This window comes from Streptomyces sp. NPDC094448 (genome assembly GCF_044763775.1).
Taxonomy (GTDB): domain Bacteria; phylum Actinomycetota; class Actinomycetes; order Streptomycetales; family Streptomycetaceae; genus Streptomyces.
In genome coordinates, this window is sequence record NZ_JBIWGU010000003.1 from 322,240 (window position 1) to 346,634 (window position 24,395).

General features: G+C 73.3%; 19 protein-coding genes and 1 pseudogene. 10 read left to right on the forward strand and 10 right to left on the reverse strand.

Annotation, left to right across the window (positions count from 1 at the left end):
* Positions 1-117: 117 nt before the first annotated feature.
* The 3 genes and pseudogenes from ACIQ9E_RS07580 to ACIQ9E_RS07590 form a co-directional block, all read right to left on the reverse strand.
* Positions 118-837, reverse strand: a pseudogene (locus ACIQ9E_RS07580) (FAD:protein FMN transferase); the annotation flags it as partial.
* A 1-nt stretch (position 838) separates the two neighbouring features.
* Positions 839-1,246, reverse strand: a complete 408-nt coding sequence (locus tag ACIQ9E_RS07585) for an FMN-binding protein (RefSeq protein WP_403704046.1) — start codon at positions 1,244-1,246, stop codon at positions 839-841.
* Between the two features lie 87 nt (positions 1,247-1,333).
* Positions 1,334-2,671, reverse strand: coding sequence for a ferric reductase-like transmembrane domain-containing protein (locus tag ACIQ9E_RS07590; RefSeq protein WP_403703475.1), 1,338 nt, complete (start codon positions 2,669-2,671; stop codon positions 1,334-1,336).
* A 152-nt stretch (positions 2,672-2,823) separates the two neighbouring features.
* On the opposite strand from ACIQ9E_RS07590, the gene ACIQ9E_RS07595 reads away from it, so the two are divergent.
* Together ACIQ9E_RS07595 and ACIQ9E_RS07600 are read left to right on the forward strand one after the other, a co-directional pair.
* Positions 2,824-3,513: a response regulator transcription factor gene (locus tag ACIQ9E_RS07595; protein ID WP_403703478.1), complete on the forward strand. Its 690-nt coding sequence runs from the start codon at positions 2,824-2,826 to the stop codon at positions 3,511-3,513.
* Positions 3,510-5,021 carry a sensor histidine kinase gene (locus tag ACIQ9E_RS07600; RefSeq protein WP_403703481.1) on the forward strand — a complete coding sequence of 504 codons (1,512 nt, stop codon included), beginning with the start codon at positions 3,510-3,512 and terminating at the stop codon, positions 5,019-5,021. Before ACIQ9E_RS07595 ends, ACIQ9E_RS07600 begins: the two co-directional genes overlap by 4 nt.
* 232 nt (positions 5,022-5,253) lie before the next feature.
* Here the strand turns inward: ACIQ9E_RS07600 and ACIQ9E_RS07605 are convergent, their stop codons facing one another.
* Together ACIQ9E_RS07605 and ACIQ9E_RS07610 are read right to left on the reverse strand one after the other, a co-directional pair.
* Positions 5,254-6,186, reverse strand: a complete 933-nt coding sequence (locus tag ACIQ9E_RS07605) for a 3-hydroxyacyl-CoA dehydrogenase family protein (RefSeq protein ID WP_403703484.1) — start codon at positions 6,184-6,186, stop codon at positions 5,254-5,256.
* Positions 6,187-6,331: 145 nt separating this feature from the next.
* Positions 6,332-7,555: a thiolase family protein gene (locus ACIQ9E_RS07610; protein WP_403703487.1), complete on the reverse strand. Its 1,224-nt coding sequence runs from the start codon at positions 7,553-7,555 to the stop codon at positions 6,332-6,334.
* 390 nt (positions 7,556-7,945) lie between these two features.
* On the opposite strand from ACIQ9E_RS07610, the gene paaK reads away from it, so the two are divergent.
* Together paaK and ACIQ9E_RS07620 are read left to right on the forward strand one after the other, a co-directional pair.
* Complete coding sequence (paaK, locus tag ACIQ9E_RS07615) at positions 7,946-9,310, forward strand: phenylacetate--CoA ligase PaaK (RefSeq protein WP_403703490.1); 1,365 nt, start codon at positions 7,946-7,948, stop codon at positions 9,308-9,310.
* Positions 9,311-9,405: 95 nt separating this feature from the next.
* Positions 9,406-10,026: an L-threonylcarbamoyladenylate synthase gene (locus ACIQ9E_RS07620; RefSeq protein WP_006345133.1), complete on the forward strand. Its 621-nt coding sequence runs from the start codon at positions 9,406-9,408 to the stop codon at positions 10,024-10,026.
* A gap of 63 nt (positions 10,027-10,089) precedes the next feature.
* Here ACIQ9E_RS07620 and ACIQ9E_RS07625 read toward each other — a convergent pair whose 3' ends face one another.
* Positions 10,090-11,121, reverse strand: coding sequence for a winged helix-turn-helix transcriptional regulator (locus ACIQ9E_RS07625; protein ID WP_403703492.1), 1,032 nt, complete (start codon positions 11,119-11,121; stop codon positions 10,090-10,092).
* Between the two features lie 114 nt (positions 11,122-11,235).
* Between ACIQ9E_RS07625 and ACIQ9E_RS07630 the strand changes: the two genes are divergently transcribed.
* The 6 genes from ACIQ9E_RS07630 to ACIQ9E_RS07655 all read left to right on the forward strand — a co-directional run bounded on the left by ACIQ9E_RS07630 (position 11,236) and on the right by ACIQ9E_RS07655 (position 19,214).
* Complete coding sequence (locus ACIQ9E_RS07630; RefSeq protein ID WP_403703495.1) at positions 11,236-12,789, forward strand: AbgT family transporter; 1,554 nt, start codon at positions 11,236-11,238, stop codon at positions 12,787-12,789.
* Between the two features lie 65 nt (positions 12,790-12,854).
* Positions 12,855-14,048 (forward strand): M20 family metallopeptidase, encoded by a 1,194-nt coding sequence (locus tag ACIQ9E_RS07635; RefSeq protein ID WP_403703498.1) that lies wholly within the window; start codon positions 12,855-12,857, stop codon positions 14,046-14,048.
* 469 nt (positions 14,049-14,517) lie between these two features.
* Positions 14,518-15,660, forward strand: coding sequence for a polyprenyl synthetase family protein (locus ACIQ9E_RS07640; protein ID WP_403704049.1), 1,143 nt, complete (start codon positions 14,518-14,520; stop codon positions 15,658-15,660).
* A complete protein-coding gene (crtI, locus tag ACIQ9E_RS07645) occupies positions 15,657-17,228 on the forward strand; it encodes a phytoene desaturase family protein (protein ID WP_403703501.1) in 1,572 nt (523 codons plus the stop codon). The genes ACIQ9E_RS07640 and crtI overlap by 4 nt, the downstream gene beginning before the upstream one ends.
* A complete protein-coding gene (locus ACIQ9E_RS07650; protein WP_403703504.1) occupies positions 17,215-18,210 on the forward strand; it encodes a phytoene/squalene synthase family protein in 996 nt (331 codons plus the stop codon). Before crtI ends, ACIQ9E_RS07650 begins: the two co-directional genes overlap by 14 nt.
* A complete protein-coding gene (locus ACIQ9E_RS07655; RefSeq protein ID WP_403703507.1) occupies positions 18,207-19,214 on the forward strand; it encodes a DUF5914 domain-containing protein in 1,008 nt (335 codons plus the stop codon). Before ACIQ9E_RS07650 ends, ACIQ9E_RS07655 begins: the two co-directional genes overlap by 4 nt.
* A 192-nt stretch (positions 19,215-19,406) precedes the next feature.
* Here ACIQ9E_RS07655 and ACIQ9E_RS07660 read toward each other — a convergent pair whose 3' ends face one another.
* The 4 genes from ACIQ9E_RS07660 to ACIQ9E_RS07675 all read right to left on the reverse strand — a co-directional run bounded on the left by ACIQ9E_RS07660 (position 19,407) and on the right by ACIQ9E_RS07675 (position 24,370).
* Positions 19,407-20,993, reverse strand: coding sequence for an FAD-dependent oxidoreductase (locus ACIQ9E_RS07660; protein ID WP_403703510.1), 1,587 nt, complete (start codon positions 20,991-20,993; stop codon positions 19,407-19,409).
* Positions 20,990-21,724 carry a methyltransferase gene (locus ACIQ9E_RS07665; RefSeq protein WP_403703513.1) on the reverse strand — a complete coding sequence of 245 codons (735 nt, stop codon included), beginning with the start codon at positions 21,722-21,724 and terminating at the stop codon, positions 20,990-20,992. The genes ACIQ9E_RS07660 and ACIQ9E_RS07665 overlap by 4 nt, the downstream gene beginning before the upstream one ends.
* Complete coding sequence (locus ACIQ9E_RS07670; RefSeq protein WP_403703516.1) at positions 21,721-22,953, reverse strand: lycopene cyclase family protein; 1,233 nt, start codon at positions 22,951-22,953, stop codon at positions 21,721-21,723. The genes ACIQ9E_RS07665 and ACIQ9E_RS07670 overlap by 4 nt, the downstream gene beginning before the upstream one ends.
* Before the next feature lie 421 nt (positions 22,954-23,374).
* Positions 23,375-24,370, reverse strand: coding sequence for a MerR family transcriptional regulator (locus ACIQ9E_RS07675; protein WP_403703519.1), 996 nt, complete (start codon positions 24,368-24,370; stop codon positions 23,375-23,377).
* Positions 24,371-24,395: the final 25 nt, after the last annotated feature.

Consider the following 24,395-nt stretch of genomic DNA (forward strand, 5'->3'; position numbering starts at 1 on the left):
CGCCCGGCCACCGGTGGCCGTCTCCGGGAGAGCGCGGGGAGATGCGGGCGAGGCGGTGGTTACCGGAGGGACGGAAGCGGCATCCCGGAGAGAGACCGGTTCGGCTCCCCCGTCCGAGGCCGCGACGGGGAGCCCGCTGCTGCGCCGCACCCGCCGCTCCCCGTCGACGGCGAACACCTCGCATCCGTCCCGCCCGGCGGCCCAGGCGATCCCGTCGGCACCGAGGGCGAACGCGGCGGTCGCCGTCGCGTCCGCCTCGGTCAGCGTAGGGGCGACGACCGTCAGGCTCAGTAATTCCGTCGCGGGCAGTCCGGTGCGCCCGTCGACGATGTGATTCTCCCGCTCGTACTGTGCGGAGGTGGCCACCGCTCCGTCGCTCAGCTCCAGGACCACACATACCTGATGCGAGATCTCGGGATGGCGCACCCCCACCCGCCAGGGTCCGCCACCGACCACCACATCACCCCCGGCGTTCAGGCAGAACCTCCGTATCCCCGCCTCCTTCAGCAGCTCCGCGGCCCGCTGTACGGACCATCCCTTCACCACCGCGCTGGGATCGAGTCCTCGCCCCGGCAGCCGGATGTCGAAGGCGCCCCCGGTCTCGGTGCGGTACCGCTCCGACAGGAGCAGCACCTCGGCCAGGTCCGCGCTGATGCCGTCCGGCCCGATCTCGCCCCGGTCGAGCCGGCTGACCTCGCTGTCCGGCCGGAACGGGCTGAAGCGCCCGTCGGCCTCCCGCAGCCATCCGAAGACCGCGTCGGCGAGCCCTTCGGGTACGTCCTCGTCGTCGATCCGCAGCGAGACGGGGAAGCCCATCACATGTTCCGTCCGGTGCATATCAGTTGCCTTTCGCGTCGATCGCGGCTTGGAGGGAGTCCTTGTAGGCGTCGCTGGTGACGGTCGCTCCGGAGACCGTGTCGATATCGGCGCCCTGGAGCCGCAGGGTGTCCTCGATGAGCGTGGGCACGGCTGCGTGGGTCTGGGGATGGTCCGGCTGCCGGAGCATCCGTACCGCACTGATCGTGTCGCCTTCGAAGGCGACCTCGACCTGCACCGGACCCTTCTCGGTGTCGATCAGGGGCCCGGTGAGGACGACTGCACCGGGGCCGGGGGTCCCGGTGGACGGGAACGGCGCGGCCGGCGGGGCCGGTACGGCTGTGGAGCCGTCGCCGTGGGAGGGTGCGTAGCGCCATACCGGAATCACCCCGATCACGCTGAGGGCGAGGACGGGCAGTACTCGCTTCACCATCACTTCCTTTCGCTCGGCGGGCCGCTTCCGGGCCGGCCGGGGGGTGTCGGCAGGGGGCGTCGGCAGGGGGCCGGTCCGCCGCGGTCAGCCGGCCAGGCTGAACCGCTCGAAGTGGATCTGTTGTCCGGGTACGCCCAGTTCCCGCAGGCCGCGGATGACCGCGGTGGTCATACCGGGCGGTCCGCAGACGTACACGTCCCGGTCGGCGATGTCCGGCACCAGCCCGGCCAGGGCGCGCGGGGCGAGGGGGTCGGGCGCGATCGGGCCGGTGATCAGATGCAGTTCGGCGCCGCGGGCGAGGGCCAGTTCGCGCATCTCCTCGTGGAGTACGGCGTCCTTGTCGCTGCCGACGCGGTAGAGGACGACGGTGTGGCCGGGCAACTCCTCCAGCAGCGCGCGGATCGGCGTGACTCCGACACCGCCCGCGATCAGCACGGTGTCCGGGCGGGTGCGGTGCAGGGTGGTGAAGGCCCCGTAGGGGCCCTCGGCGAAGACCCGGGTGCCCGGCTTCACCTGGCGCAGGGCGGCACTGCCGACGCCGGCGGCCTTGGCGGTCAGCCGGAGAGTACGGCCGTCGGGCGCGGCCGACAGGGAGAACGGGTTGGCCTGCCACCAGCGGTCGCGGGTGAGAAACCGCCAGAGGAAGAACTGCCCGGCACGGGCCGGCAGCCGGTCCAGGTCGCGGCCGGTGAGATGGATGGAGACGACGTTGTCCGACTCCGGTACGACGGCGGTGACCACCAGCCGGTGCCGCCAGTTGCGCCACAGCGGCAGCAGTACCCGGCCGACGGCCACCGCGCCGAGCGCGCTGCCCCACAGTGCGTACCAGTAAGCCGTGGCGAGGCCGGACGAGGTGAAGGTGGTACCGGCCGCGACCTGGTGGGTGAAGGCCAGTACCACGGCCGGATAGGTGTAGAGGTGGATGAAGTGCCAGGTCTCGTACGCCAGCCGGCGCCGGGCGAACCGGGCGGACACCGCGCCGACGACAAAGATCAGCAGCAGCGCTACGACGGCCCGCAGCACCCCTTCGACGGTTTCGGCGAGTTCGACCGTCTGATCGACCGGACCCATGCCCGTGGGCCTCGCATAGCCGAACACGATGAAGACTGCGTGGCCGAGGAGCAGCCACAGCAGGAGGAAGCCGTTCCAGCGGTGCCAGCCGGCCAGCCGGTCCATGCCGATCCGCCGGTCGAACCAGGGCAGCCGGGCCATCAGGAACAGTTGGAAGGCCATCAGCAGCGCGGCGTACAGGCCGGTCAGCCGGCCCAGCACGATCAGGGTGTTCGAGGCGAATCCGGCCTGGACGAAGAAGTACGCCACGATGGCCGCGTTGACGGCGAGACCGGCTTGCAGACCGGTGCGGGCCACCACTTTCGGCCGTATGCCCCGGGTAGTGCCGGGACGGGATGCGACAGTCGTCACGGACGACAGCTCCTTGGTCGGGAATCGGTGCACCCGAGCTTGGCTCGCGGAAGCTGTCGAAGCCCTGTCGTCCCGCTTTCAAGTGCCTACCGATCGGCGCCGGGTGTGCCACGGGGGCTGGTGCGGGCGGCGGTGTGCCGCAGTATGGACGGGTGGACAGAGTGCGAGTGCTGGTCGTGGACGACGACCCGCCGATCGCCGACCTCGTCGCGACCGTCGCCCGCTACGAGGGCTGGGACGCGATGACGGCGAACACCGGCGATGAAGCGCTGCGAAGAGCGGCCGAGTTCCGTCCGGACATCGTGGTGCTGGACGTGATGCTGCCGGACGTGGACGGCTTCGGTGTGCTGGACCGGCTGCGGCGGTCCGGGACGATGGTGCCGGTGGTCTTCCTCACCGCCCGGGACGGCGTCGCGGACCGGGTGGCGGGGCTGACCCGGGGCGGGGACGACTATCTGGTCAAACCGTTCGCGGTGGAGGAGCTGATGGCCCGGCTGCGGACCGTGCTGCGGCGCAGCGCGGGGCCCGGCTTCCAGCGTTCGGTGCTCCGGGTGGGCGATCTCTCCATGGACGAGGACACCCGCGAGGTGTGCCGGGCGGGCGCACTCCTCACCCTCACCCCCACCGAGTACGAGGTGCTGCGCTACCTGATGCGCCGCTCCCCGACCGTACTGACGAAGGCCCAGATTCTGGACCATGTCTGGGAGTACGGCTTCGGCGGGCGGTCGAACGTCGTGGAACTGGTGGTGAGCAGGCTCCGCCGCAAGCTCGACGAGACCGGTGAGCCGCTGATCCGCACGGTCCGCGGCTTCGGGTACGTCATCAGGGAGGCCGCCGAGTGAAACGGGCGCTGCGGGGGTTGCGGCACACCTACGGCAGGCTGCGTCTGGGCACCCGGCTGGCGCTCGGCCTCGGAGTGCTGTCGCTGACGGTGTTCGCGGTCGTCGGCACCGTGCTGACCGCGTTGATGCGCGACTATCTGGAGCGGCAGCTCGGAGACCGGATGAAGTCGGCGCAGGTGGTCCAGGCGAAGGACGCCGTGGAGCACGGCGCGGTCCGGCGGGAGACGTATCTGGGCTGGTACCAGGCGGTGTACGAGGTCTCCGGCGGCGAGCCGCGGCTACGGCGGCCGGCCGCGCTGCCGGCGGACAGCACCCCGTTCGCCTCGCTGGCCGAGCGGCTCGTCGATGCGCGGGCCGACGACCTCTTCGACACCCGGCCGCTCGGCCGGGAGGGCACCTACCGGCTGCGGGCCTGCGAGGTGAAGCCCGGGGTGGTCCTGGTGACGGCGGCGCCGACCACCGATATCGAGAACACCGTCACCCGGCTGATCACGGTGCAGGTGATCGCCTTCTCCCTGGCGCTGCTGGCGCTGGTGGTGTTCGGCCGGCGGACGCTGCGGCGCGGGCTGAAGCCGCTGAGCGATATGGCGCACACCGCGCACAGCATCACCTCGCACGATCTGACCGAATCGGCGGCCCGGCTGCCCCTGCGCGCCGGCCCCCGGGGCGGCGGGCCGGAGATGGAGGAACTGCGGACCGCGTTCAACACCATGCTGGAACATATCGACGGGTCGCTGGCGGTACGCGCGGAGGCCGAGCAGCGGCTGCGGCGGTTCGTCGCGGACGCCTCGCACGAACTGCGCACCCCGCTGATGTCGGTACGCGGCTACGCGGACCTGTTCCAGTACGCCGCGGCGAACGCACCGGAGGAACGCGACAGGCATCTGTCCCGGCTGCGCGCGGAGGCGGCCCGGATGGGCTTCCTCCTGGACGATCTGCTGCTCCTCGCCCGGCTGGACGCGTCGGAGGCGGAGACCCCGCTGCGGCTGGTGGAGACGGATCTGGTGGAGCTGGTGCAGCAGGCCGCGGACGCGTTCCGCGCGAGCCACCCCGGCCATCCGCTGCGGATGACGACCGGATCCGCCGCGGTGTGTCCGGTGGTGGATGTGCAGCGCCTGCGCCAGGTGCTGGACAACCTGCTGGCGAACGCGGCCGTGCACACCCCGCCGGGCACCGAGGTGTCGGTGTCCGTCACGGCGAAGGGCGGCGAGGCGCTGATAGCGGTGGCCGATACCGGGCCCGGTATCCCGCCCGCCGACCGCGCACGCGTTTTCGGCCGCTTCTACCGGGTGAACCGGGCCCGTACCCGCGACGGCGGCGGCAGCGGCCTCGGCCTGTCGGTCGCGGATTCCCTGATCCGTGCCCACGGCGGCACCGTCGAACTGACGAGCAGCCCCGGCGCGACGGTGTTCACGGTCCGGCTGCCGCTGCGCCGGGGCGCGCAGTCCGCAGGGGACCCGGCCGACGGCGCGGCCGCGGGGAGGGAGCAGGCCGACCGGCCCCGGTGACGCCCCGGGCCCGCTCCCTCGCCCCGTCCGGGAGGGCCGGCCGGGCACGGAGCCCTCCGGTGCGGGCCGCTGCCCCGTACTCCCCCGTCACCGTGGCCGGTTCGGCCCCCGTACCGCAATCCCGGTCACCGGCCGGACTGCTTCGACGAGCCGCCGCCACCCGGGCACGGCGGATCTGCGGCCGCGCCGGTGCCCGGCGGCCCGTGGCACATCGCCGGGCACCGGGCGGTGTTCACGGCCAGGGGTAGAACCCCTGGCCGCTCTTGCGTCCCAGCTCGCCGCGGGCGACCTTCTCCCGCAGCAGCCGCGGCGGGGCGAAGCGTTCGCCCAGGGTCGTGTGCAGATGCTCGGCGATGGCCAGACGGACGTCGAGCCCGACCAGATCGGTGAGCCGCAGCGGTCCCATCGGATGCTTGTACCCGAGCCGCATGGCCGTGTCGATGGCCTCCGGTTCGGCGACGCCCTCCTCGACCATGCGGATCGCCTCCAGCCCCAGCGCCAGCCCGAGACGGCTGCTGGCGAATCCCGGCGAGTCCCGGACGACGACGTCCTGCTTGCCGAGTGCGTGCGTCCACTCCGTCGCCGCCCGCACGGTCACGGGCAGGGTCTCCGGCGCCACCACGATCTCGACCAGCTCCGAAGCCGGGACCGGATTGAAGAAGTGCATACCGATGAACCGGCCGGGGCGGACGAGCGCCGCCGCCAGTTCGGTGACGGACAGGGAGCTGGTGTTGGTGGCCAGGACGGTGTCCGTGCCCACGGCGCTCTCCGCCGCCGCCAGCAGTCGCGCCTTCAGTGCCGCGTCCTCGGGGACCGCCTCCACGACCAGATCCGCCGCCGACGGCAGCGCGGCGACCGAGTCCACCAGGGTGACGCGGTCCAGGATCCGGTCCACGGGCTCGGTCAGCCGGCCGCGTTCGGCGGCCCGCCGCAGGCCCGCCGCGATCCGGTCCCGGGCGGCAGCGGCGGCCTGCGCGCTCCCCTCGACGACGGCGACCGCCGCCCCGGCGGCGGCGAACGACTGCGCGATACCGGCGCCCATCCGGCCGCCGCCGATCACACCCACGAGCGCGGGTACGGCCGGACCGGCCCCGGCCCCGTCCCCGGGCCCGTACGCGAACGCCGTCTCCGTCCCCTGGTCCTGGTCCTGGTCCTGCGTGCTCATGTCCGGTCCTTCCGTTCCGCCGACTTCTCCAGGAAGCGGGGCGACCGCTCCCGCTCGTCCACCGCCCGGTCCGCGCACCCCGCCACCGGAGGGGTTCGGTACGCGGGACTCCCCAGGTCCTCCCCCGGGCCCTCCGCCACGGCGGTCACACCCGTTCCACCAGCATCGCGACGCCTTGCCCCACACCCACACAGAGGGTGGCGAGTCCACGGCGTCCGCCCTCGCGTTCCAGCCGCCCGACGAGCGTGAGCAGGATCCGGGCACCGGACGAGCCGAGCGGATGGCCGAGCGCGATGGCGCCGCCGTCGGCGTTGACCCGCTCCTCGTCGAGCCGCAGCCGCCGGATCACGGCCAGCGCCTGCGCGGCGAACGCCTCGTTCAGTTCGACCGCGTCGAGACCACCGGGTACCAGCCCGGCACGGGCGAGGGCCTTCTCGGTGGCGGGCACCGGGCCCAGCCCCATCAGCTGCGGCGGGACTCCGGCGGATGCGGAGGTGACGATCCGGGCCCGGGGGGTGAGCCCGAACCGGCGTACGGCCGCACCGCTCGCGACGACGAGGGCGGACGCACCGTCGGAGAGGGGGGAGGCGTTCCCCGCCGTGACGACCCCGTTCTCCCGGAAGACGGTCCGCAGACGGGCGAGCCGTTCCGGTGTGGTGTCGGGTCGCGGGCCCTCGTCGTGGACCACCTCGCCGTCCCGTACCGGAACGGGCACGATCTCCCGGTCGAAACGCCCGGCGTCCCGCGCGGCGACCGCCCGCCGGTGGCTGCGGAGGGCGAAGGCGTCGGAGTCGGCGCGGGTGATGCCGTCCAGCGCCGCGACCTCCTCGGCGGTCTCCCCCATCGACAGGGTGACCTTCACCGTGTCCGGGCCGGCGTCCGCCGCAACGGCGGCGTCGGCGGCGGTGAAACGGGGGTTGGTGAACCGCCACCCCAGCGAGGTGTCATGGACTTCGCCCGGTTTGGCCCACGGAGTGCCGGGTTTGGCCATCACCCAGGGGGCGCGGGTCATCGACTCCACACCACCCGCCACCACGACCGAGGCCTCGCCCGAGCGGATCGCCTGCGCGGCCGACGCGACGGCGGTCAGCCCCGAGGCGCAGAGCCGGTTGACGGTGTATCCGGGCACCGTGTGCGGCAGCCCGGCCAGCAGCACCGCCATCCGGGCCACGTCCCGGTTGTCCTCGCCGGCCTGGTTGGCCGCACCGAGGACCACCTCGTCCACCGCGTCCGGCGCGACCCCGGCACGCCGTACCGCCTCGGCGACCACCAGTGCCGCCAGATCATCGGGGCGTACGGAGGCCAGCGCGCCGCCGTAGCGGCCCTGGGGCGTACGCGCACCGTCGATCAGGAAGACCTCGTCAGACATCGGCGGGCTCCTCACCACGAACGGGCCGCCGCGACCGCGGCGCGGCGGCGGGGCCGGTGACGGAAGCGGGCGCGAGGGAGTCCGGCCGGCCAGGGGGATTCATGGGCATGTGTTCCGCCTCTTGACAGGTAGCGGTGGGGCTGGATTACTGGGCGTGCCGCAAGCTAACCGAATGTTCGGTCGGGAAACAAGGTGAGGGGAGGAAGTGGCACGGGACCACGGGGGTGCTGCCCGGGGTAGGGATTGCCCCGGGGCGGCGATGCGCGGGCTGCCGGAGGGCGGCGAGGCCCGTCCGGCAGTGAACCGCCTCCCCGTGGACGAGGGACACCCGTGGACGAGGGACGAGACCAGCGGTGCGAAGCGCACCGGGCCCGGAGAGTCGAGGATCCGATGACGAGCAGCGAACACACCGCGGGAACGGCACCGGTCGGCGCGCCCGCCGCGCCCCGCACCGGCGAGCCCCTCCCGCCGGGTCTGCTGGACGACGGTGAACGCCTCACCCGCGCGGAGCTGGCGGAGGTCCAGCTCGACCGGCTCCGGTCCACCCTGCGGCACGTCTACGAGAACGTGGAGCTGTACCGCACGCGGTTCGACGAAGCCGGTGTGCGCCCCGAGGACTGCCGTTCGCTCCGCGATCTGTCCCGGTTCCCCTTCACCACCAAAGCCGATCTGCGGGACACCTATCCGTTCGGCATGTTCGCCGTTCCGATGGCGGACGTACGGCGTGTCCACGCCTCCAGCGGGACCACCGGCCGCCCGACCGTGGTGGGCTACACCGAGAACGACCTCTCCCTGTGGGCGGACGTCGTCGCCCGGTCCATCCGCGCCGCGGGCGGCCGTCCCGGCCACAAGGTGCATATCTCCTACGGCTACGGCCTCTTCACCGGCGGCCTCGGCGCGCACTACGGCGCCGAGCGGGCCGGCTGTACCGTGATCCCCGCCTCCGGCGGTATGACCGCACGCCAGGTCCGGATCATCCAGGACTTCCGCCCCGAGATCATCATGATCACCCCGTCGTACATGCTCACGCTGCTCGACGAGTTCGAGAAGCAGGGCGTGGACCCCCGCAGCAGCTCCCTGGAGGTGGGCATCTTCGGCGCCGAGCCCTGGACGGAGGAGATGCGCCGCGAGATCGAGGAGCGCGCGGGTATCCACGCCGTCGACATCTACGGCCTCTCCGAGGTGATCGGCCCGGGAGTCGCCCAGGAGTGCGTGGAGACGAAGGACGGACTGCATGTATGGGAGGACCACTTCTATCCGGAGGTGGTCGACCCGCTCAGCGGTGACGTACTGCCGGACGGCGAGGAGGGCGAGCTGGTCTTCACCTCGCTGACCAAGGAGGCGCTGCCGGTCGTCCGCTACCGCACCCGCGATCTGACCCGGCTGCTGCCCGGTACCGCCAGGCCCGCCTTCCGCCGGATCCGGAAGATCACCGGCCGCTGCGACGACATGATCATCCTGCGCGGGGTGAACGTCTTCCCCAGCCAGGTCGAGGAGATCGTGCTGCGGGTGCCGGGGGTGTCGCCGCACTTCCGGATCGAGCTGACCCGGCGCGGCCGGATGGACCATATGACCGTCCTGGTCGAGGCACGGCCGGAGAGCGGGGAGCAGCAGCGGGAGGCGGCCGCCGGTGCGATCGGGCGCGGCGTCAAGGACGGAGTGGGTGTCACGGTGGAGGTCCGGGTGGTGGACCCCGAGAGCCTGGAGCGGTCGGTCGGCAAGATCCGCAGGGTGCGGGACCTCCGCGGTACCTGACCCGTCCGCGCCGGGCCCGGGGCCGCATCAGGCAGGTACGGGCCGTGCGGGGCCGCCGGGACTGCGACCGGCGGCCGGCGACCTAGACTGCCCCGATGGCAAAGTACTTCGACGTACACCCCGAGAACCCCCAGCGCCGGACCATCGTCGGCCTGGCCGAGAGCATCCGCTCCGGTGCGCTCATCGCGTATCCCACGGATTCCTGTTACGCGCTGGGCTGTCAGCTGGGCAGTCGCGACGGTATCGGGCGCATCCGGTCGATCCGCGATCTCGACGAGCGGCACCACTTCACCCTGGTGTGCCAGAACTTCGCGCAGCTCGGCCAGTTCGTACACATCGACAACGACGTCTTCCGTGCGATCAAGGCGGCCACTCCGGGCAGCTACACCTTCATCCTGCCCGCGACGAAGGAGGTGCCGCGCCAGTTGCTGCACCCGAAGAAGAAGACGGTCGGGGTCCGCATCCCCGATCACACCGTCGCCCAGGCCCTCCTCGCCGAACTCGGTGAGCCCCTGCTCTCCAGCACGCTGCTGCTGCCCGACGAGAAGGAGCCGCTGACCCAGGGCTGGGAGATCAAGGAGCGTCTCGACCATGTCGTGGACGCCGTGGTCGATTCGGGTGACTGCGGTACCGAGCCGACCACGGTCATCGACTTCTCCGGCGGCGAGCCGGAGATCGTACGCAGGGGGGCGGGCGATACCGCCCGGTTCGAGTAGCGGACCGGGCGAGCCGCCGACCGGAGCGGGCGCCGGCGGCGGCTCCGATGCGCGTCGGGCCGGTCAGAGCAGCGCCGGGGCGTGGAACGCGCCGAGGCCCGAGGTGAGGTCACGGTCCAGCCAGTAGCGGCGCGGTTCGGCGAGCATCACGCCGACTCCGGCGCCGAGGATGCCGGGGATGGCGGCCAGTTCGTGGTCGACGAAGCGGGCCACCGCGGAGCGGTCGGTGACCAGGCCCGTGGCGAGGACGGAGAGGTCGCTGGCGACATGGGCGACGAGCCGGGTCTGCGGCAGCTGGTCGATACGGCGCATCACATCGGGCGTCTCCCCCGGGGCCACGCGCAGCCGGAGCATGAAGGGCGTCTCGAAGCCGAGCCACTCCGACACGATCTCCAGCCGTGGTTTCACCCACCCTTCGTCGAGGACCCGGCGGACCACGCGGTGGGCGGTGGAGGTGGCCATTCCCACGGCGCGGGCGATGCTCGCGGCGGAGGCACGGGCGTCCTGGAGGAGCAGGGCGACCACGGCCCGCTCGGCGTCGCTGAGCGGTTTGGCGGGGGGCATCGCCGTCGCGGTCGCGGTGCCCTCGGGCCGTGAGCCGACGAGTTCCAGCAGCGCGTCGCGTTCGGCGTCGGTGAGGTACCGGGGGTCCCAGGTGATGCCCCGGCGCAGGGTGCTGAGGGCGGGCAGGGCGTTGACGCGGCGGACCCCGGGGACGGAGAACATCCGGTCGATCGCCCGGCTGGTGGCGGCCTCGGAGGGGGCGTGGACGACCGCGTAGAGCGGGTAGTCGCCGGAGATCTGGGCCAGAAGTTGCAGGTGGGGTAGGTCGCGCAGGCGGTCGAGGACGGCGAGCGGGGTCTCGCCGCTGATGTCCAGAAAGACGTGGACCGGCATCGACGTGGAGTGGACGCCCCAGTCGGCCTGCCCGATGACGCGGATCATGCGGGCCTCGTACAGCCGGTCGTAGCGGCGTTTGAGCGTGCTGGCGTCGGCGGCCAGGATCCCGCCGATGTCGTCCCAGGTGGCCCGGGGGGCCAGGTGCAGCGCGCCGATGAGACGTCGGTCCAGCTCGTCCAGCAGAGGGCGGGTCATGGAGCCTTACCTTAGCTCGCCAGTTAATCCCACTGTTATCTAGAAAGTCTGGAGAATCTCCCACTTAGATGCCAAGGTACGCAGGAAACTCCACTACCTGCACGAAGAGGTCCTATGAGCACCACCTCCGCCGAGCCCAGGCCGGCCGAGCCGGAGTCGAGAGCCCTGCGCATCGCGTTCCGGGGTTTCGCGGCGATCGAGAAGGTCGGCAACAAACTCCCCCATCCGTTCTGGCTGTTCTGGATGCTCGCGGGGGTCGTCGCCGTCCTCAGCGCCGTACTGGCCGCCGTGGACGTCTCCGCCGTACACCCCGGCAAGGGCGAGACCATCACGGTCAAGAGCCTGCTCAGCCATGAGGGCCTCACCATGGCCATCGAGGGGGCCGTCGACAACTTCGCGGCCTTCCCGCCGCTGGCCACCATCCTGACCGTGATGTTCGGCATCGTGATCGCCGAGAAGAGCGGGCTCTTCGCCACCCTGCTGCGCCGCATGGTCGAGCGGGTGCCCGGCAAGTACCTCACCTTCGCCCTCTCCCTGACGGCGATGGTCAGCCATGTCGCGGGGGACGCCGCCTACTTCACCCTCGTCCCGATCGGCGCACTGATCTTCCGCGCCGCGGGCCGCAGCCCGGTCCTCGGCTGCATCGTGGCCTATGTCTCCATCTCCGCCGGTTACAACGCCTCCCCGTCGCTCACCACCACCGACGTCCTGCTCTCCGGGATCTCCACCGCCGCCGCCCAGACCATCGACGCCGACTACGTGGTCACCCCCGTGGGCAACTACTTCTTCGGCGTGGGGTCCTCGGTCCTGGTCGCCCTGGTGATCACCCTCGTCGTCGACAAGGTGATCGCGCGCCGCTCCGACCTGGAGCCCGACGAGCCGGTGGCCGCGCCCAGCGCCGCCGAGCGGGAGGCCATCGAGGTCACCGAGGTCCAGCGCCGCGCGCTGCGCGCCACCGGACTGGTCGCCCTCGGGTTCGCCGTCCTCCTGGTGGCGGCCATGGCCCCCGTCTCGTCCCCGCTGCGCGGTGAGGGCGGCGGGATCGTCAACTCCCCGGTGATCGGGGGTATGGCGCTGGTCCTGGGCCTGTTCTTCGCCGTGGTCGGCACCGTCTACGGACGGATGACCGGCACCTTCACCGCCTCCCGCGACATCATCGGCGCGATGGTCGACGGCACCAAGTCGATGGCGCCGATCCTGGTCCTCTTCTTCGCCATCTCCCAGTTCCTCGCCTACTTCAAGTGGACGAACATCGGCGACATCCTCGCCGTCAAGGGCGCCGAGACCCTGCGCGCCCTGGACCTGGAGGGCTGGACGGTGCTGGTCGGCATCGCCGTACTCATCACCATCATGAACCTCGTCATCACCAGCGGCTCCGCGCTCTGGGCGCTGGCCGCGCCGGTGCTCGTCCCGATGCTGATGCTCATCGGTATCGAGCCCGAGACCACCCAGGCCGTCTACCGGGTCGCGGACTCCGTCACCAACTGCGTCACCCCGATGAGTCCGTACTTCGTGATGGCCCTGGGCTTCATCCAGCAGTACCGCAAATCCGCGGGGATCGGCACCCTGGCCTCGTTCACCATCCCGATCGCGGCCGTCGTCTGGGTGGCCTGGATGGCGTTCTTCGTCATCTGGTACCTGCTCAAGATCCCCTTCGGCATCAGCTGACCGCCTCCGCCTCACCTTCCTCCTCCCCCGGCGGGCGACCCCCGCCCCGTACGAGAGAACAGCACATGACCGCAGTGCCCACAGCCGGACTCTCCGCCCGCGCCCACGAAGCGGCGGCGGAGATCGTCGCCGACATCATGTCCCTCGTCCGCTGCGAGACCGGCAGCCGCGATCTGCCCGGCCTCGCCGCGGGCCTGGACCTCCTGCGCGAGCTGGCCGTCCGCCGGCTCGGGCCGCCCGACCGCGAACAGCGCCACCCGGGCGGCGAGTACGGCGACACCCTCACGCTGACCTACCGCGGCACCGGCGCCGGGCACATCGCACTGGTCGGCCACTACGACACCGTGTGGCCGGCCGGCACCCTCGCCGGATGGCAGCAGCCCGAGCCGTCCGGCGACGGCCCCCGGAAACTGAGCGGGCCGGGCATCTTCGATATGAAGACCGGGCTGGTCCAGGCGGTCTGGGCGCTGAAGCTCGCGGCGGAAGGTGGTGCGCCGGTCCCGGACGTCACCTTCCTCTTCAACGGCGACGAGGAGATCGGTTCCCTCTCCTCCCGGCCGGTGATCGAAGAGGTCGCCCGGGGGGTCGATGCGACCCTGGTGCTGGAGCCCAGCGCCCACGGCGCGGTCAAGACCTCCCGCAAGGGCTCCGCGATCTTCCGGGTCACGGCCACCGGAATCGAATCCCACGCCGGGCTCGCCCCCCAGGACGGGGCGAGCGCGATCACCGCACTCTCCGAGTTCGTGGTCGCGGCGGCGGGCATCGCCGCCCCCGACCGGGGTACCACCATCAACACCGGCCTCGTCGAGGGCGGCTCCGCCACCAACGTCGTCGCCGGACGGGCCACCGCGAGCATCGACATCCGCATCAGCAGCGCGGCCGAACAGGCCAGGGTCGATGCCGCGTTCGACGCCATCCGGATCAGCGACCCACGGGTCCGTATCGCCATCGAACGCGACTGGAACCGGCCGCCGATGACCCTCAACGCCGCATCGGCTCCGCTGCTCGGCCTCGCCCGCGAGGTCGCCCGCGACCAGGGCCGCGGCGAACTCCCCGACACCGCGGTAGGCGGGGCCAGCGACGCCAACTTCGTCGCCGCCCTCGGGCTGCCCGTCCTGTGCGGCATGGGCGCCGTCGGCGACGGCGCCCATGCCCAGGGAGAGTTCATCTACCCCGACACCGTGCCCGCTCAGACCGCCCTGGTCGCGGGGATGCTGCGCAAGCTGGCGGCGCCACTGCCGGGACCGGCGCAGGGCTGACCCAGGGCCGACCCAGGGAGTACTCGGCCCGCATATCGGTCCGCCGGACGCCCGTCCGGCGGACCGGCGCCGTTTCCGGCCGCGGCCGGGGACCGGGCCGGCAGCGGCGGTGCGACGCCCCGGCTGCACCTGCCGGCTGCCTCCGCCGCGGACCCGGCCGAGTTGCTCGACGCCCGTCAAGCCGGATTCCCGCGGCCCCGGGACGAGGACCGGAAGGAACCGCGCCCGGTCGCGCCCGCGGACTCACCCGAACGGACGCCGGGGTCCCGCTGCCCGCCCGATGGCAGGCGCCCCGCCCGCCGCACCCGTCTGCCGACGGTCCGGCGTGGTATCCGGGCGGAGCCGGTGGACCGGTGGAGTGACCGTCGACAGGGCCGCACCCGCACCGGGCAGGAATCAGCGCATCCGTACCGGGGCACTCGCCCGAAGAACTGGTGTACAGGTGAACATCAGGGAGATAGGGGTGTGCATGCTGGGACTGCGGCCCGCCGACGCCGGCACCGTCGGGACGGCGGACGGCCCGCTCACCGCCCGTGATGCGACCCGTGCCGTCGAGACGGAACTCGGGCGCATCCTCGACGAGGCACTGCACCGGGCCCGCGAAACGGATCCGGTCTTCGCCCATGACATCGCCGGCCGTGTCGCATCGCTGGCGCTCCGCGGCGGAAAACGGCTGCGCGCCGCGTTCGCCTGGTGCGGTTGGCGGGCCGCCGGCGGTTCGGGGGACGTCACCCCGGTGCTGCGCACGGGCGCCGCCCTCGAACTCCTCCAGGCGGGCGCCCTGATCCACGACGATGTGATGGACGGGTCGCCGCTGCGCCGCGGCGCCCCGGCGGTACACGTGGAACTCTCCCGTCTGCACGGGGCCGCACGGATGGCGGGCCCGTCCGCGGAGTTCGGGACCTCCGCGGCCGTACTCGCCGGTGATCTCGCCCTGGCCTGGGCGGACGATCTGCTCACCGAGACCGCGCTCGGCTCTCCGTACGGCCCGCAACTGCACCGCGAGTGGCGGGCCGTACGGGAGGAGATGGTCGCCGGACAGTACCGGGACCTGCATGCGCAGGCCACCGGGGCGTCCGGCGTCGACGAGGCGGTGACCGTGGCCACCCTCAAAAGCGCCCTGTACACGGTGGAGCGCCCGCTCGCCCTGGGTGCGGCCCTGGCCGGAGCCGAAGCCCCCGTCCGGGAAGCCCTGTGCGCCGCCGGGCGGTGCGCCGGACTCGCCTTCCAGCTCCGCGACGACCTCATCGGCGCCTTCGGCGACCCCGCCGTGACGGGCAAGCCCGCGGACGACGACCTGCGGACGCGCAAGCTCACCTATCTGCTGGCGGTCGGCTCCCGGCTCGCCGAGGCCTCCGGCGACCGGGAGTCGTCGGACGCGCTCGCCCCCGGCGCGCCCCGCGCGTCCGACGAGGACGTGCGCCGGATGCGCGCGGCGCTGGAGCGTACCGGGGCGCGGGCCGCCGTCGGCGCGAAGATCGCGGAACTGGCCCTGACCGGCCTGGACCACTTCGACCGGACCGGTGCGGATCCCGTCGTACGGCGGGAATTCACGGCCCTGGTCGAGCGGGCGTGCGGCACCGCCCCGCGGCGGACCGGGGAGGCGGCATGAGGACGGTACCCGGAGCCACCGATCATGTGGTCGTCGTCGGCGCCGGACTGTCCGGTCTCTCCTGTGCGCTGCATCTGCTGGGCGCGGGCCGCCGGGTGACGGTCGTCGAACGGGACGACACGCCCGGCGGCCGGGCGGGCCGGGTCCGGCTCGGCGGGTACCGGATCGACACCGGTCCGACGGTGCTGACCATGCCGCATCTGGCCGACGAGGCGTTCGCCGCCGTCGGCGACAGCCTCGACCGCCATATCGAACTGACGGCTCTGCACCCGGCCTACCGCGCGCGTTTCGCGGACGGCACCTCCCTCGACGTCCACACCGCGGGCGAGGCGATGGAGGACGAGGTCAGACGGTTCGCGGGACCGGCGGAAGCGGCAGGCTACCGGGCGCTGCGGCAGTGGCTGGAACGGCTGTACCGGGCCCAGATGCGCCGGTTCATCGACACGAACTTCGACTCGCCGTTCGCGCTGCTGCATCCGGATCTGGCCCGGCTGGCGGCGCTGGGCGGTTTCGGCCGGCTGGACCGGCGGATCGGCCGCTATCTGACCGATCCGCGGCTGCGCCGTGTGTTCTCCTTCCAGTCCCTGTACGCCGGTGTGGCCCCGGCCGGGGCCCTCGCGGCCTATGCCGTGATCGCCTATATGGACACGGTGGCGGGCGTCTGGTTCCCGAAGGGCGGGATGCACGCGCTGCCCCGCGGGATGGCCGAAGCCGCGGAGCGGGCGGGCGCCCGGTTCCACTGGTCGGCCGAGGTGACCGGGCTCGAACGGCCGGGCGACCGGGTCCGTGCCGTACGGCTGGCCTCGGGCGAACGGATCGCCTGCGACGCCGTGGTGCTGACGTGCGAACTGCCCGCCGCGTACAGCCTCCTGGGGCGCGCCCCGAAACGCCCGGTGCGGCTGCGCCACTCCCCTTCGGCCGTCGTCCTGCACGCGGGAACCGACCGCACCTGGCCGGACCTCGCCCACCACACCCTGTCGTTCGGCGCCGCCTGGGAGAGCACGTTCGACGAACTGACCCGTTCGGGGCGGCTCATGAGCGACCCCTCGCTGCTGATCACCCGGCCGACGGCACACGATCCCGGCCTGGCGCCGCCCGGCCGGCATCTGCACTACGTGCTGGCGCCCTGCCCCAACACCGACGTGGGTCCCTCCGCCGCGCAGTGGCGTGATCTGGGGCCGCGCTACCGCGACCGCCTGATCGCCGAGCTGGAGCGCCGGGGACTCGACGGGTTCGCGGCCGGTATCCAGGAGGAGCTGCTGGTGACGCCGGTGGACTGGACGGCACGGGGGCATACCGCGGGCAGCCCCTTCTCGGTCTCCCACACCTTCGCCCAGACCGGCCCGTTCCGCCCGCGCAATCTGGTGCGCGGGGCGGAGAACGTCGTCCTGGCGGGCTGCGGCACGACTCCGGGCGTCGGGGTGCCGACGGTCCTCGTCAGCGGCAAACTCGCGGCCGCCCGCATCACCGGCGGGGCCCCGAGGGGCCGCCGCCCGCAGAAGGGTCCCGCACCGCACGGCGCGCGGCTCCCCGCACCGTCCGCGGAAGGCGCCCATGACCCGTCGTGAACTGGATGCCGCGGGTGTCACCGGCCCCGCCCTGCGCGCCGCCTACACCGAATGCCGCCGGCTCAACGCCCGCCACGGCAGGAGCTACTTCCTGGCGACCCGGCTGCTCCCGGTGGAGCGCCGGTCCGCCGTACATGCCCTGTACGGCTTCGCCCGCTGGGCCGACGACATCGTGGACGACCTCGACCGGCGCCGTACCCCGGTGGAACGGGACCGGCTGCTGCGGTCCCTGGAGAGCGACCTCGCGCACGGGCTGCGGACCGGAGGCGGCGGGGAACCGGTGGTCAGGGCCGTGGCGGACACCGCCGAACGGTACGGCATCGAGCACACCCTGTTCACGGACTTCCTGGCCTCGATGCGCAGCGACCTCCACATCACGGACTATCCGACCTATGCCGATCTGAGGGCCTATATGCACGGCTCGGCCGCGGTGATCGGGCTGCAGATGCTGCCGGTCCTCGGCACGGTCGTGGACCGCGAGGAGGCGGCACCGCACGCGGCGGCCCTGGGCGTCGCCTTCCAGCTCACCAACTTCCTCCGGGACGTGGGCGAGGATCTGGACCGGGGCCGGGTGTATCTGCCGGCGGATCTGCTCGCCGCGCACGGTGTGGACCGGCCGCTGCTGGAGTGGAGCCGCCGGACGGGCCGTGCCGACCCGCGGATCCGTTCGGCCCTGGTCGCCGCGGAGGCTCTGGCCAGGAGGGTGTACGGAGAGGCGGAACCGGGCATCGGGATGCTCGACCCGCGGACGCGTCCCTGTATCCGTACCGCTTTCACCCTCTACGGCGGCATTCTCGACGCGATCGCGGACCAGGGGTACGCGGTGCTCCACCGCCGGGCGGCGGTGTCCCGGCGGCGGCGGGCGGCCGTGGCGGCGACCGGTCTGCTCCAGATCGCCCGTGCCCGCCGGACCGCCAGGACCGGGTATCGGCCCGCGCCCGCGGGCCGTGCGGAACTCCAGGGGAAGGGGCCCGTGACATGACCGGCCGGGGGAAGCGGGGCGGTTGGACGGCCCCTCTGCGGCTGCGGCGTACGCCGGACTGGGCGGCCCAGGCGGCGACCTGGCGCGAGGCCCGCCCGGCGGTGATCGCCGGTGCGCTCAAACGGGCGTCGGCACGGCCGTCGGGGAACTGGTTCGTGGTCGGCGCCTCCCGCGCGGTCCGGGCGGGAGACCGCCCTTACGGCAGAACGGTGGGCGGTACCGAGGTCGTCCTGTGGCGGTCGGACGGCGGTGAGCTGCACGCGGGTCCCGGCAGCTGTCCGCATCTCGGGGCGCCCCTGCGGGAGAGCCGGGTGGTCTGCGGGACACTGGTCTGCCACTGGCACGGGCTGGCCCTGGACGGCCGGGCGTTCGCCGGGTGGGAGCCGTACCCGGTCCACGACGACGGTGTGCTGGTGTGGGTCCGGCTGGACGCGGTCTGCGGCGAGGAGCCCACGGAGCGTCCCGTCGTGCCGGTGCGTCCGGAGGCGGGTACGGGCGTGGACGCCGTCTTCACGGCCGTCGGCCGGTGCGAGCCGGAGGACGTGGTCGCCAACCGGCTCGACCCGTGGCACGGCTCGTGGTTCCACCCCTATGCGTTCACGGACCTCACCGTGGCCCGGCCGCCGCGGGGCGAGGAGGACGACGCCTTCGTCGTGGAGGTGTCGTTCCGGGTGACCGGGCGTCTGGTGGTGCCCGTCCGGGCGGAGTTCACCGCTCCGGGACCCCGGACGGTGGTCATGCGGATCACGGAGGGCGAGGGGGCGTCGTCGGTGGTCGAGACCCATGCGACGCCCTTGACCGCGGAGTCGGCGGAACGGCCGCGTACCGCCGTGGTCGAAGCGGTCGTCGCCGCATCAGGACGGCGCGGTTTCGCCCTGGCGCGGGCCGCGGCGCCCGTGCTCCGTCCGCTGATGCGCCGGACGGCCGGGCGGCTGTGGCACGACGATCTGGCCTACGCGGAGCGCCGGTGGGAGCTGCGGAGCACGGGGCGCTTCCCGGGGTGAGCCGACCGGGGCCCCGCCGGTGGGGCTGCTGGTTCCCGGCCCGGTGCTGCGCGGGTCCGGGCGGCTACGGGCCGGGTGCCGGGTGACCCCGGGCGGCTCCGGGCCGGGTACGCGGAAGGCCGGCCGAGGGTACGGGACCCTGCTGCCCTCGGCGCTGCCCCGCAACGGCTCGTCCCGTCGGCGCCGGGGCTGTCACCGCACGGCCGGTCCGCCCAGCGCCCGCAGCGCGCGGAGGCGGCCGGCCCGGGGAACGGTCCACAGCGTCTGCCCCCGGATCCCCCACCCGGCGAGCAGGATTCCGGCGGCCAGGAACCCCGTGGTGGCCGCGCGTTCCATCAGGGCCACCGGGAGGTCGCAGCGGATTGCGTCCCCGGCCAGGGTCACCGCCGGATGGGGGGTCGACACACCCGGCCGCCGGGAGTGGGAGCCGATCGGGAAGAGCGGGCAGTCGGAGCGCCATTCGTGCCGGACGTCCACCGTCCGTGCTTCCCGTGTCTCCGGGTACACCCGGTGCAGACTCTCCACGAGACGGGTCTGCACCTGTTCCGGTGGCGCGCCCGGGGGCACGGCGTAGGCGTGGAGTTCCACCACCGCGCCGCCGCCGCGGGCGGCCCAGCGGGCGGCCTCCCCCTCGTAGCGGTCGAGGACACTGATGTTGTCGAGGCCGTCGTAGCCGCTGGTGCCGAGGAAGCCGGGCCGGTCGGCGCGGACCGGCCGGTCCAGCCAGAGCCGGGAGACGAGGAACGGCGGCGCCGTCCTCAGGGTGTCGACGGCGTCGCGCCAGGCCGGGGTGCCGAGGCCGGGCGACGCGGCGACCAGCCCGCGCAGGGCGCCGGGGTCGAGGGCCAGTACCGCGCCGTCGTACCGGTCGGTGCCGTGGTCCGTCCGTACGGTCACTCCCGCTCCGTCGGCGCTGCGGACGGGGTGGACGCGGTGGACCGGGGTGCCGGTGCGGAGATCCGTTCCGAGCCGGCGGAGGTAGTCGCCGAGGGGCTCCCACAGCGCCTGGGGGAAGGGCTCGGTGGGCACGTCGAACAGCAGGCCCTCGGAGGAGCCGAGGAAGTAGATGTGGAACATCAGCAGCAGTTCCGCGGCGGACAGTTCACGGGGGTCCGCGAAGAAGCTGCGCGAGAACACCTCGAACGCCAGATGGTGTGCGGCCGCGGGGAACCGGACGCGGTCGAGGAACGCGGTCGCGCTCATATGGTCGAAGCGTTCGTAGACCTCGGGCACCCGGACGTCGAGGAGCGGCAGCGCCGCGCGGGCGTCCATGCCCGCGAGATCCCGCCAGCCGAAGCTCGGGCTGAGGGCGACGAATCCGAGCGCGCTGAGCGGTGGTGTCCGCGGGACCCGGGCGAAGCTGTCGGTCATCCCGCCGCTGTGCCGCAGCGGATAGTCGGGGAGGGGCCGGAGGCGTTCGAGGCCGGGGTCGGTCCGCCGCAACAGGCCGCGCAGGTTGTAGTACTGGCGGAAGAAGGCGTGGAAACCGCGGCTCATGGTCACCCGCGACCCGTCGGAGAGACGGGTGCTCCGGCCCGCGACCCGTCCGCCGAGGGACTCCTCCCGTTCGTAGAGCGTGACCCGGGCGCCCCGTTCGGCCAGCAGGGTGGCGGCGGCCAGGCCCGCGATACCGCCGCCCACCACGGCGACGGCGGGCGCGTCGTCCGGGGCGAAGCGTTCCCGGCCCCGTACCGGGATCAGGATTTCGGCCCTGCGGTCGCGGCCCCGCCGGGCCGTCTTCCGGGCCGTCTGCCGGGCCGTCTGCCGGGGGCTGCTCACCGGGCGCCCTCCGGATGCGGGGCGGCGGCGCCGTTGCGGGCCAGGAAGGTGTGGACGATGCCGGTCTGCCAGCCCGCGACGGGCGCGGTGCGTACGCCGGAGAACCCCGCGCCCGCCAGCCGTTCGGCGAAGGCCGGGGCGGTGTCGAAGCCGAGGACGCTGCGCCACAGGTGGCGGTAGAGGGCGCGGTCCCCGGCGAGGGTGCCCGCGGGGATGATCAGGCCGTGGCATACGGCGGTCCACAGGGCGCGGTGGACGGCGGAGCCGCTGAGGCTGTACTCGTGGACGGCGAGCCGGCCGCCCGGCCGCAGGAGGGAGCGGACGGTCGCGAGGACGCCGTCCGGGTCGGTGACGTTGCGGAACAGGTAGGCGGCGAAGACGGCGTCGTACGGTTCACCGGCGGTGGTCGCCGCTTCCTCCGCGGTCAGATGCCGGAAGCGCACCCGGGCGGGCCACGGTTTGGCCAGCGCGTGCCGCAGCATCCCCGGCGAGGCGTCGACGGCCGTGATCCGGGCCCGTGGCGCGGCCCGTACCAGGGCTTCGGTGGAGGCGCCGGTGCCGCAGCCGAGGTCCAGCAGATGGAGACCGGCGCCGTCCCGGGGCAGCCGGAGGCGGCGCGCCGAACGCAGGAGGTCGGTGCGGTAGCCGGGGTTGAGGGCCGTGAGCCGGTCGTAGGTGTGCGCGGCGTGGTCGAAGGCGCGTGCCAGGTCGTGGTCGCGCAGGAGTGTCATCGGTGGCCTTCTCCGGTGTGCGGGGCGAAGGGTGAACGGCGGGGCAGGAAGGGCAGTTCGAGGGCGGTGCGGAGCATGGCGCGGACGGGGGTCCGCAGGCCGATGCACCACTCCTCCCGGGGCGAGGTGCCGCCGTCGAGGAAGCGCAGCAGACGCTCCGGCGGGACGCGGCGGAACAGGGTGGTGAAGAAGTCGGGGCCGTTGATCCGTCCGGTGTCCAGGGCTCGCAGCAGGACGGCGTCCATAGCGAGGGCGCGCCGCCCGTGCGGCGGGGGTACGGTCGCGCGGCCCGCGCGGAGGGAGGCGGCGACGGCCCGGCTCTGCCGCTGTACGGCGGCGAAGGTGTATCCGGTCGCCGGACGGGTCGCCCCGCCCGCGGTGCCGATCCGGAAGACGGAAGGTCCCGCCCGGTGGTCGAAGCGCGCGTCGGTCATGGGGATGGCGCCCTGCTCGGCCGATTCCACGGTGTACGCGCCGAGCGCCAGGACATCGCGGCCGTAGTGGGTCAGTGCCGCGTCGTAGCCCGCGGCGGTCAGCGGAGTGCGGGAGAACTCGGTGTATTCGACGAGGGCCCGGTCCGGTGCCAGGGGCAGTACGTAGCCGAAGGCGAGCCCGTGGCGCGGCTGGGGGACGCGGAAGTCCATCAGATCGGCGACCGCGGGGTCGAAACGTTCCGTGGCGGTGCGGACGAACCAGCCGCGGAAGTGCTGGACGAGCCGGGTCCTGGCGGGTGGCACGGGGTGTCTCGGGCGGGAGTCGAAGACGTACCGGGCACGGAGCGAGAGGGTGCGGCCGTCGGGCGTCGTGCAGCGTACCTCCGCGCCGTCGGACGTCCGGCGCACCGTGTCGGCGGTCGCGCGGACGACGCGTACGCCGGGGGAACGGGCGAGCCGGGAGTGCACGAGCCGTTCGAAGTCCGGGGAGCGGAGCATGCGGTACGTCAGCGGGGCGGGGTCCACGGTGATCGCGCGGCCGTCGGTGCCGTGCACACGGAGCCGGGACCAGGAGGCGGTGACCGCTTCGTCGAGATCGTCGAAGTCGCCGGGGCGCCGGGCCCAGTAGCACCAGGTCCGTTCGGGAGGCCGCAGCGGGCCTTCGGGGGCGTCGACGAGGGTGACGGACGGGGGGCCGGATGCGGCCAGCCGGTGGGCGAGGGCGAGTCCGGCGGCGCCCCCGCCGACGATGACCACGTCGTCCGGGGGTCCGGGGGTGCGGGGTTCCCGGCTCACCGGGTGCGCCGCCGGGCGGCGGGGCTCACAGCCGGAGCCGTACGGGGCGGACCGGGAGCCGTGCGCGGTGGTTGGGCCGCCGTGCCCGGCGGACCGGCGACGGAGGCCGCTGGGAGGGCGCAGGGTCCGCTCCCTGCGGGTGTCGATGGGGCCGGGCCGTTCTGATTCACCGTCAGCTCCTTGTGGCGGGGCGGCTCATCGGCCGTTCCTCTTCACCGTCTCTTCCGCGCGGCGGCGGCCCGTGGATGCGCTACCGGATGATTTCCGTCCGGTTCGCCGGCCGTGGGCCGGGCCCCGGCGGTACGGGGAGGGACCCGGCCCGCGGGCGGCGGAACCGTGGGGACACGGCATTCACCAGAGCACGTTCGTGCGGGCGATGCCAGGCACCACCACGTGTGCGTACCCGGGAGGCGGTGTCATCTCACCTGGACACGGCCGACCGGACCACCGCCACGGCCTCCGCAAGGCCCGGCGGGTGCGGCAGGTCCGGCATGGTCAGTCCGGCCCAGCCGGGGCCCAGTGTCAGCACCACCGGTCTGCGGCGGGCGCCCCTGACACCCCACTCGATCGCGGAGACGTGCTGTGCCAGTGGCCGGCTTGCGGTGGTACGCGACTGTGCCCAGAGCCCCACGACGGCCGGACCGGTCCTCCGTACGGCGGACACGAGGGAGTCGACGGGGAGCCCGCCGCCGAACATACGTACCGGAAGACCCTGTTCGGCCAGGGCCGCGGCCAGTACTTCGAGCGGGAGGGTGTGATTCTCGGCCGGTGCGCAGGCGAGCACCGTGGTGGCACCGGCGCGATCGGACACGGCCGGTGGCGTATGGCGCCGCAGCGCGCCGGACACATGCCAGGACAGGAAGTGTTCCACCGCCACGTACCGCTGTCCGTACCGCTCCCATCTGCGGCCGACGGCCTGCAGCGTCGGCACGATCACCTCGGTCCAGGCCGTGACCAGGCCGTGTTCCTCGATCGCGGTGTTCAGCAGCCGGTCGAGGGCTGCGGCGTCGAGGCGCAGGGCCGCCCGGGCGACTCCCTTGCACTGCCTGCGTAAGGATCCGGGCCGGGGGCCCGCTCCGGCGGCCGGGCGGTCGGGGGTCGCCGGGCGGGGGATCCGGGCGGCGCCTTCACCGGCCGGGAGCGGGCGCGGTTCCGGTCCGCCGAGGGCGAGGCGGGCGGCTTCGGCGGGCGGGAGCCCGGTCGCGGTCAGGGCGCACATGCGTTCCAGCAGCGCCAGATCCCCGGGGGTCCAGCGGCGGTGCCGGCCGCCGGTGCGGACGGCGGGGCCGAGTCCGTAGCGGCGGTCCCAGGAGCGGATCGTCGTCGGCGCGACTCCGAGGCGCCGCGCCACCTCGCCGGTCGTCAGCCCCCCACCGGTCCGTCCGGCGGCTCCGTCGCCGCCCTCGGTCACGTCCACGCTTCAGCTTACGACGCACAAACGA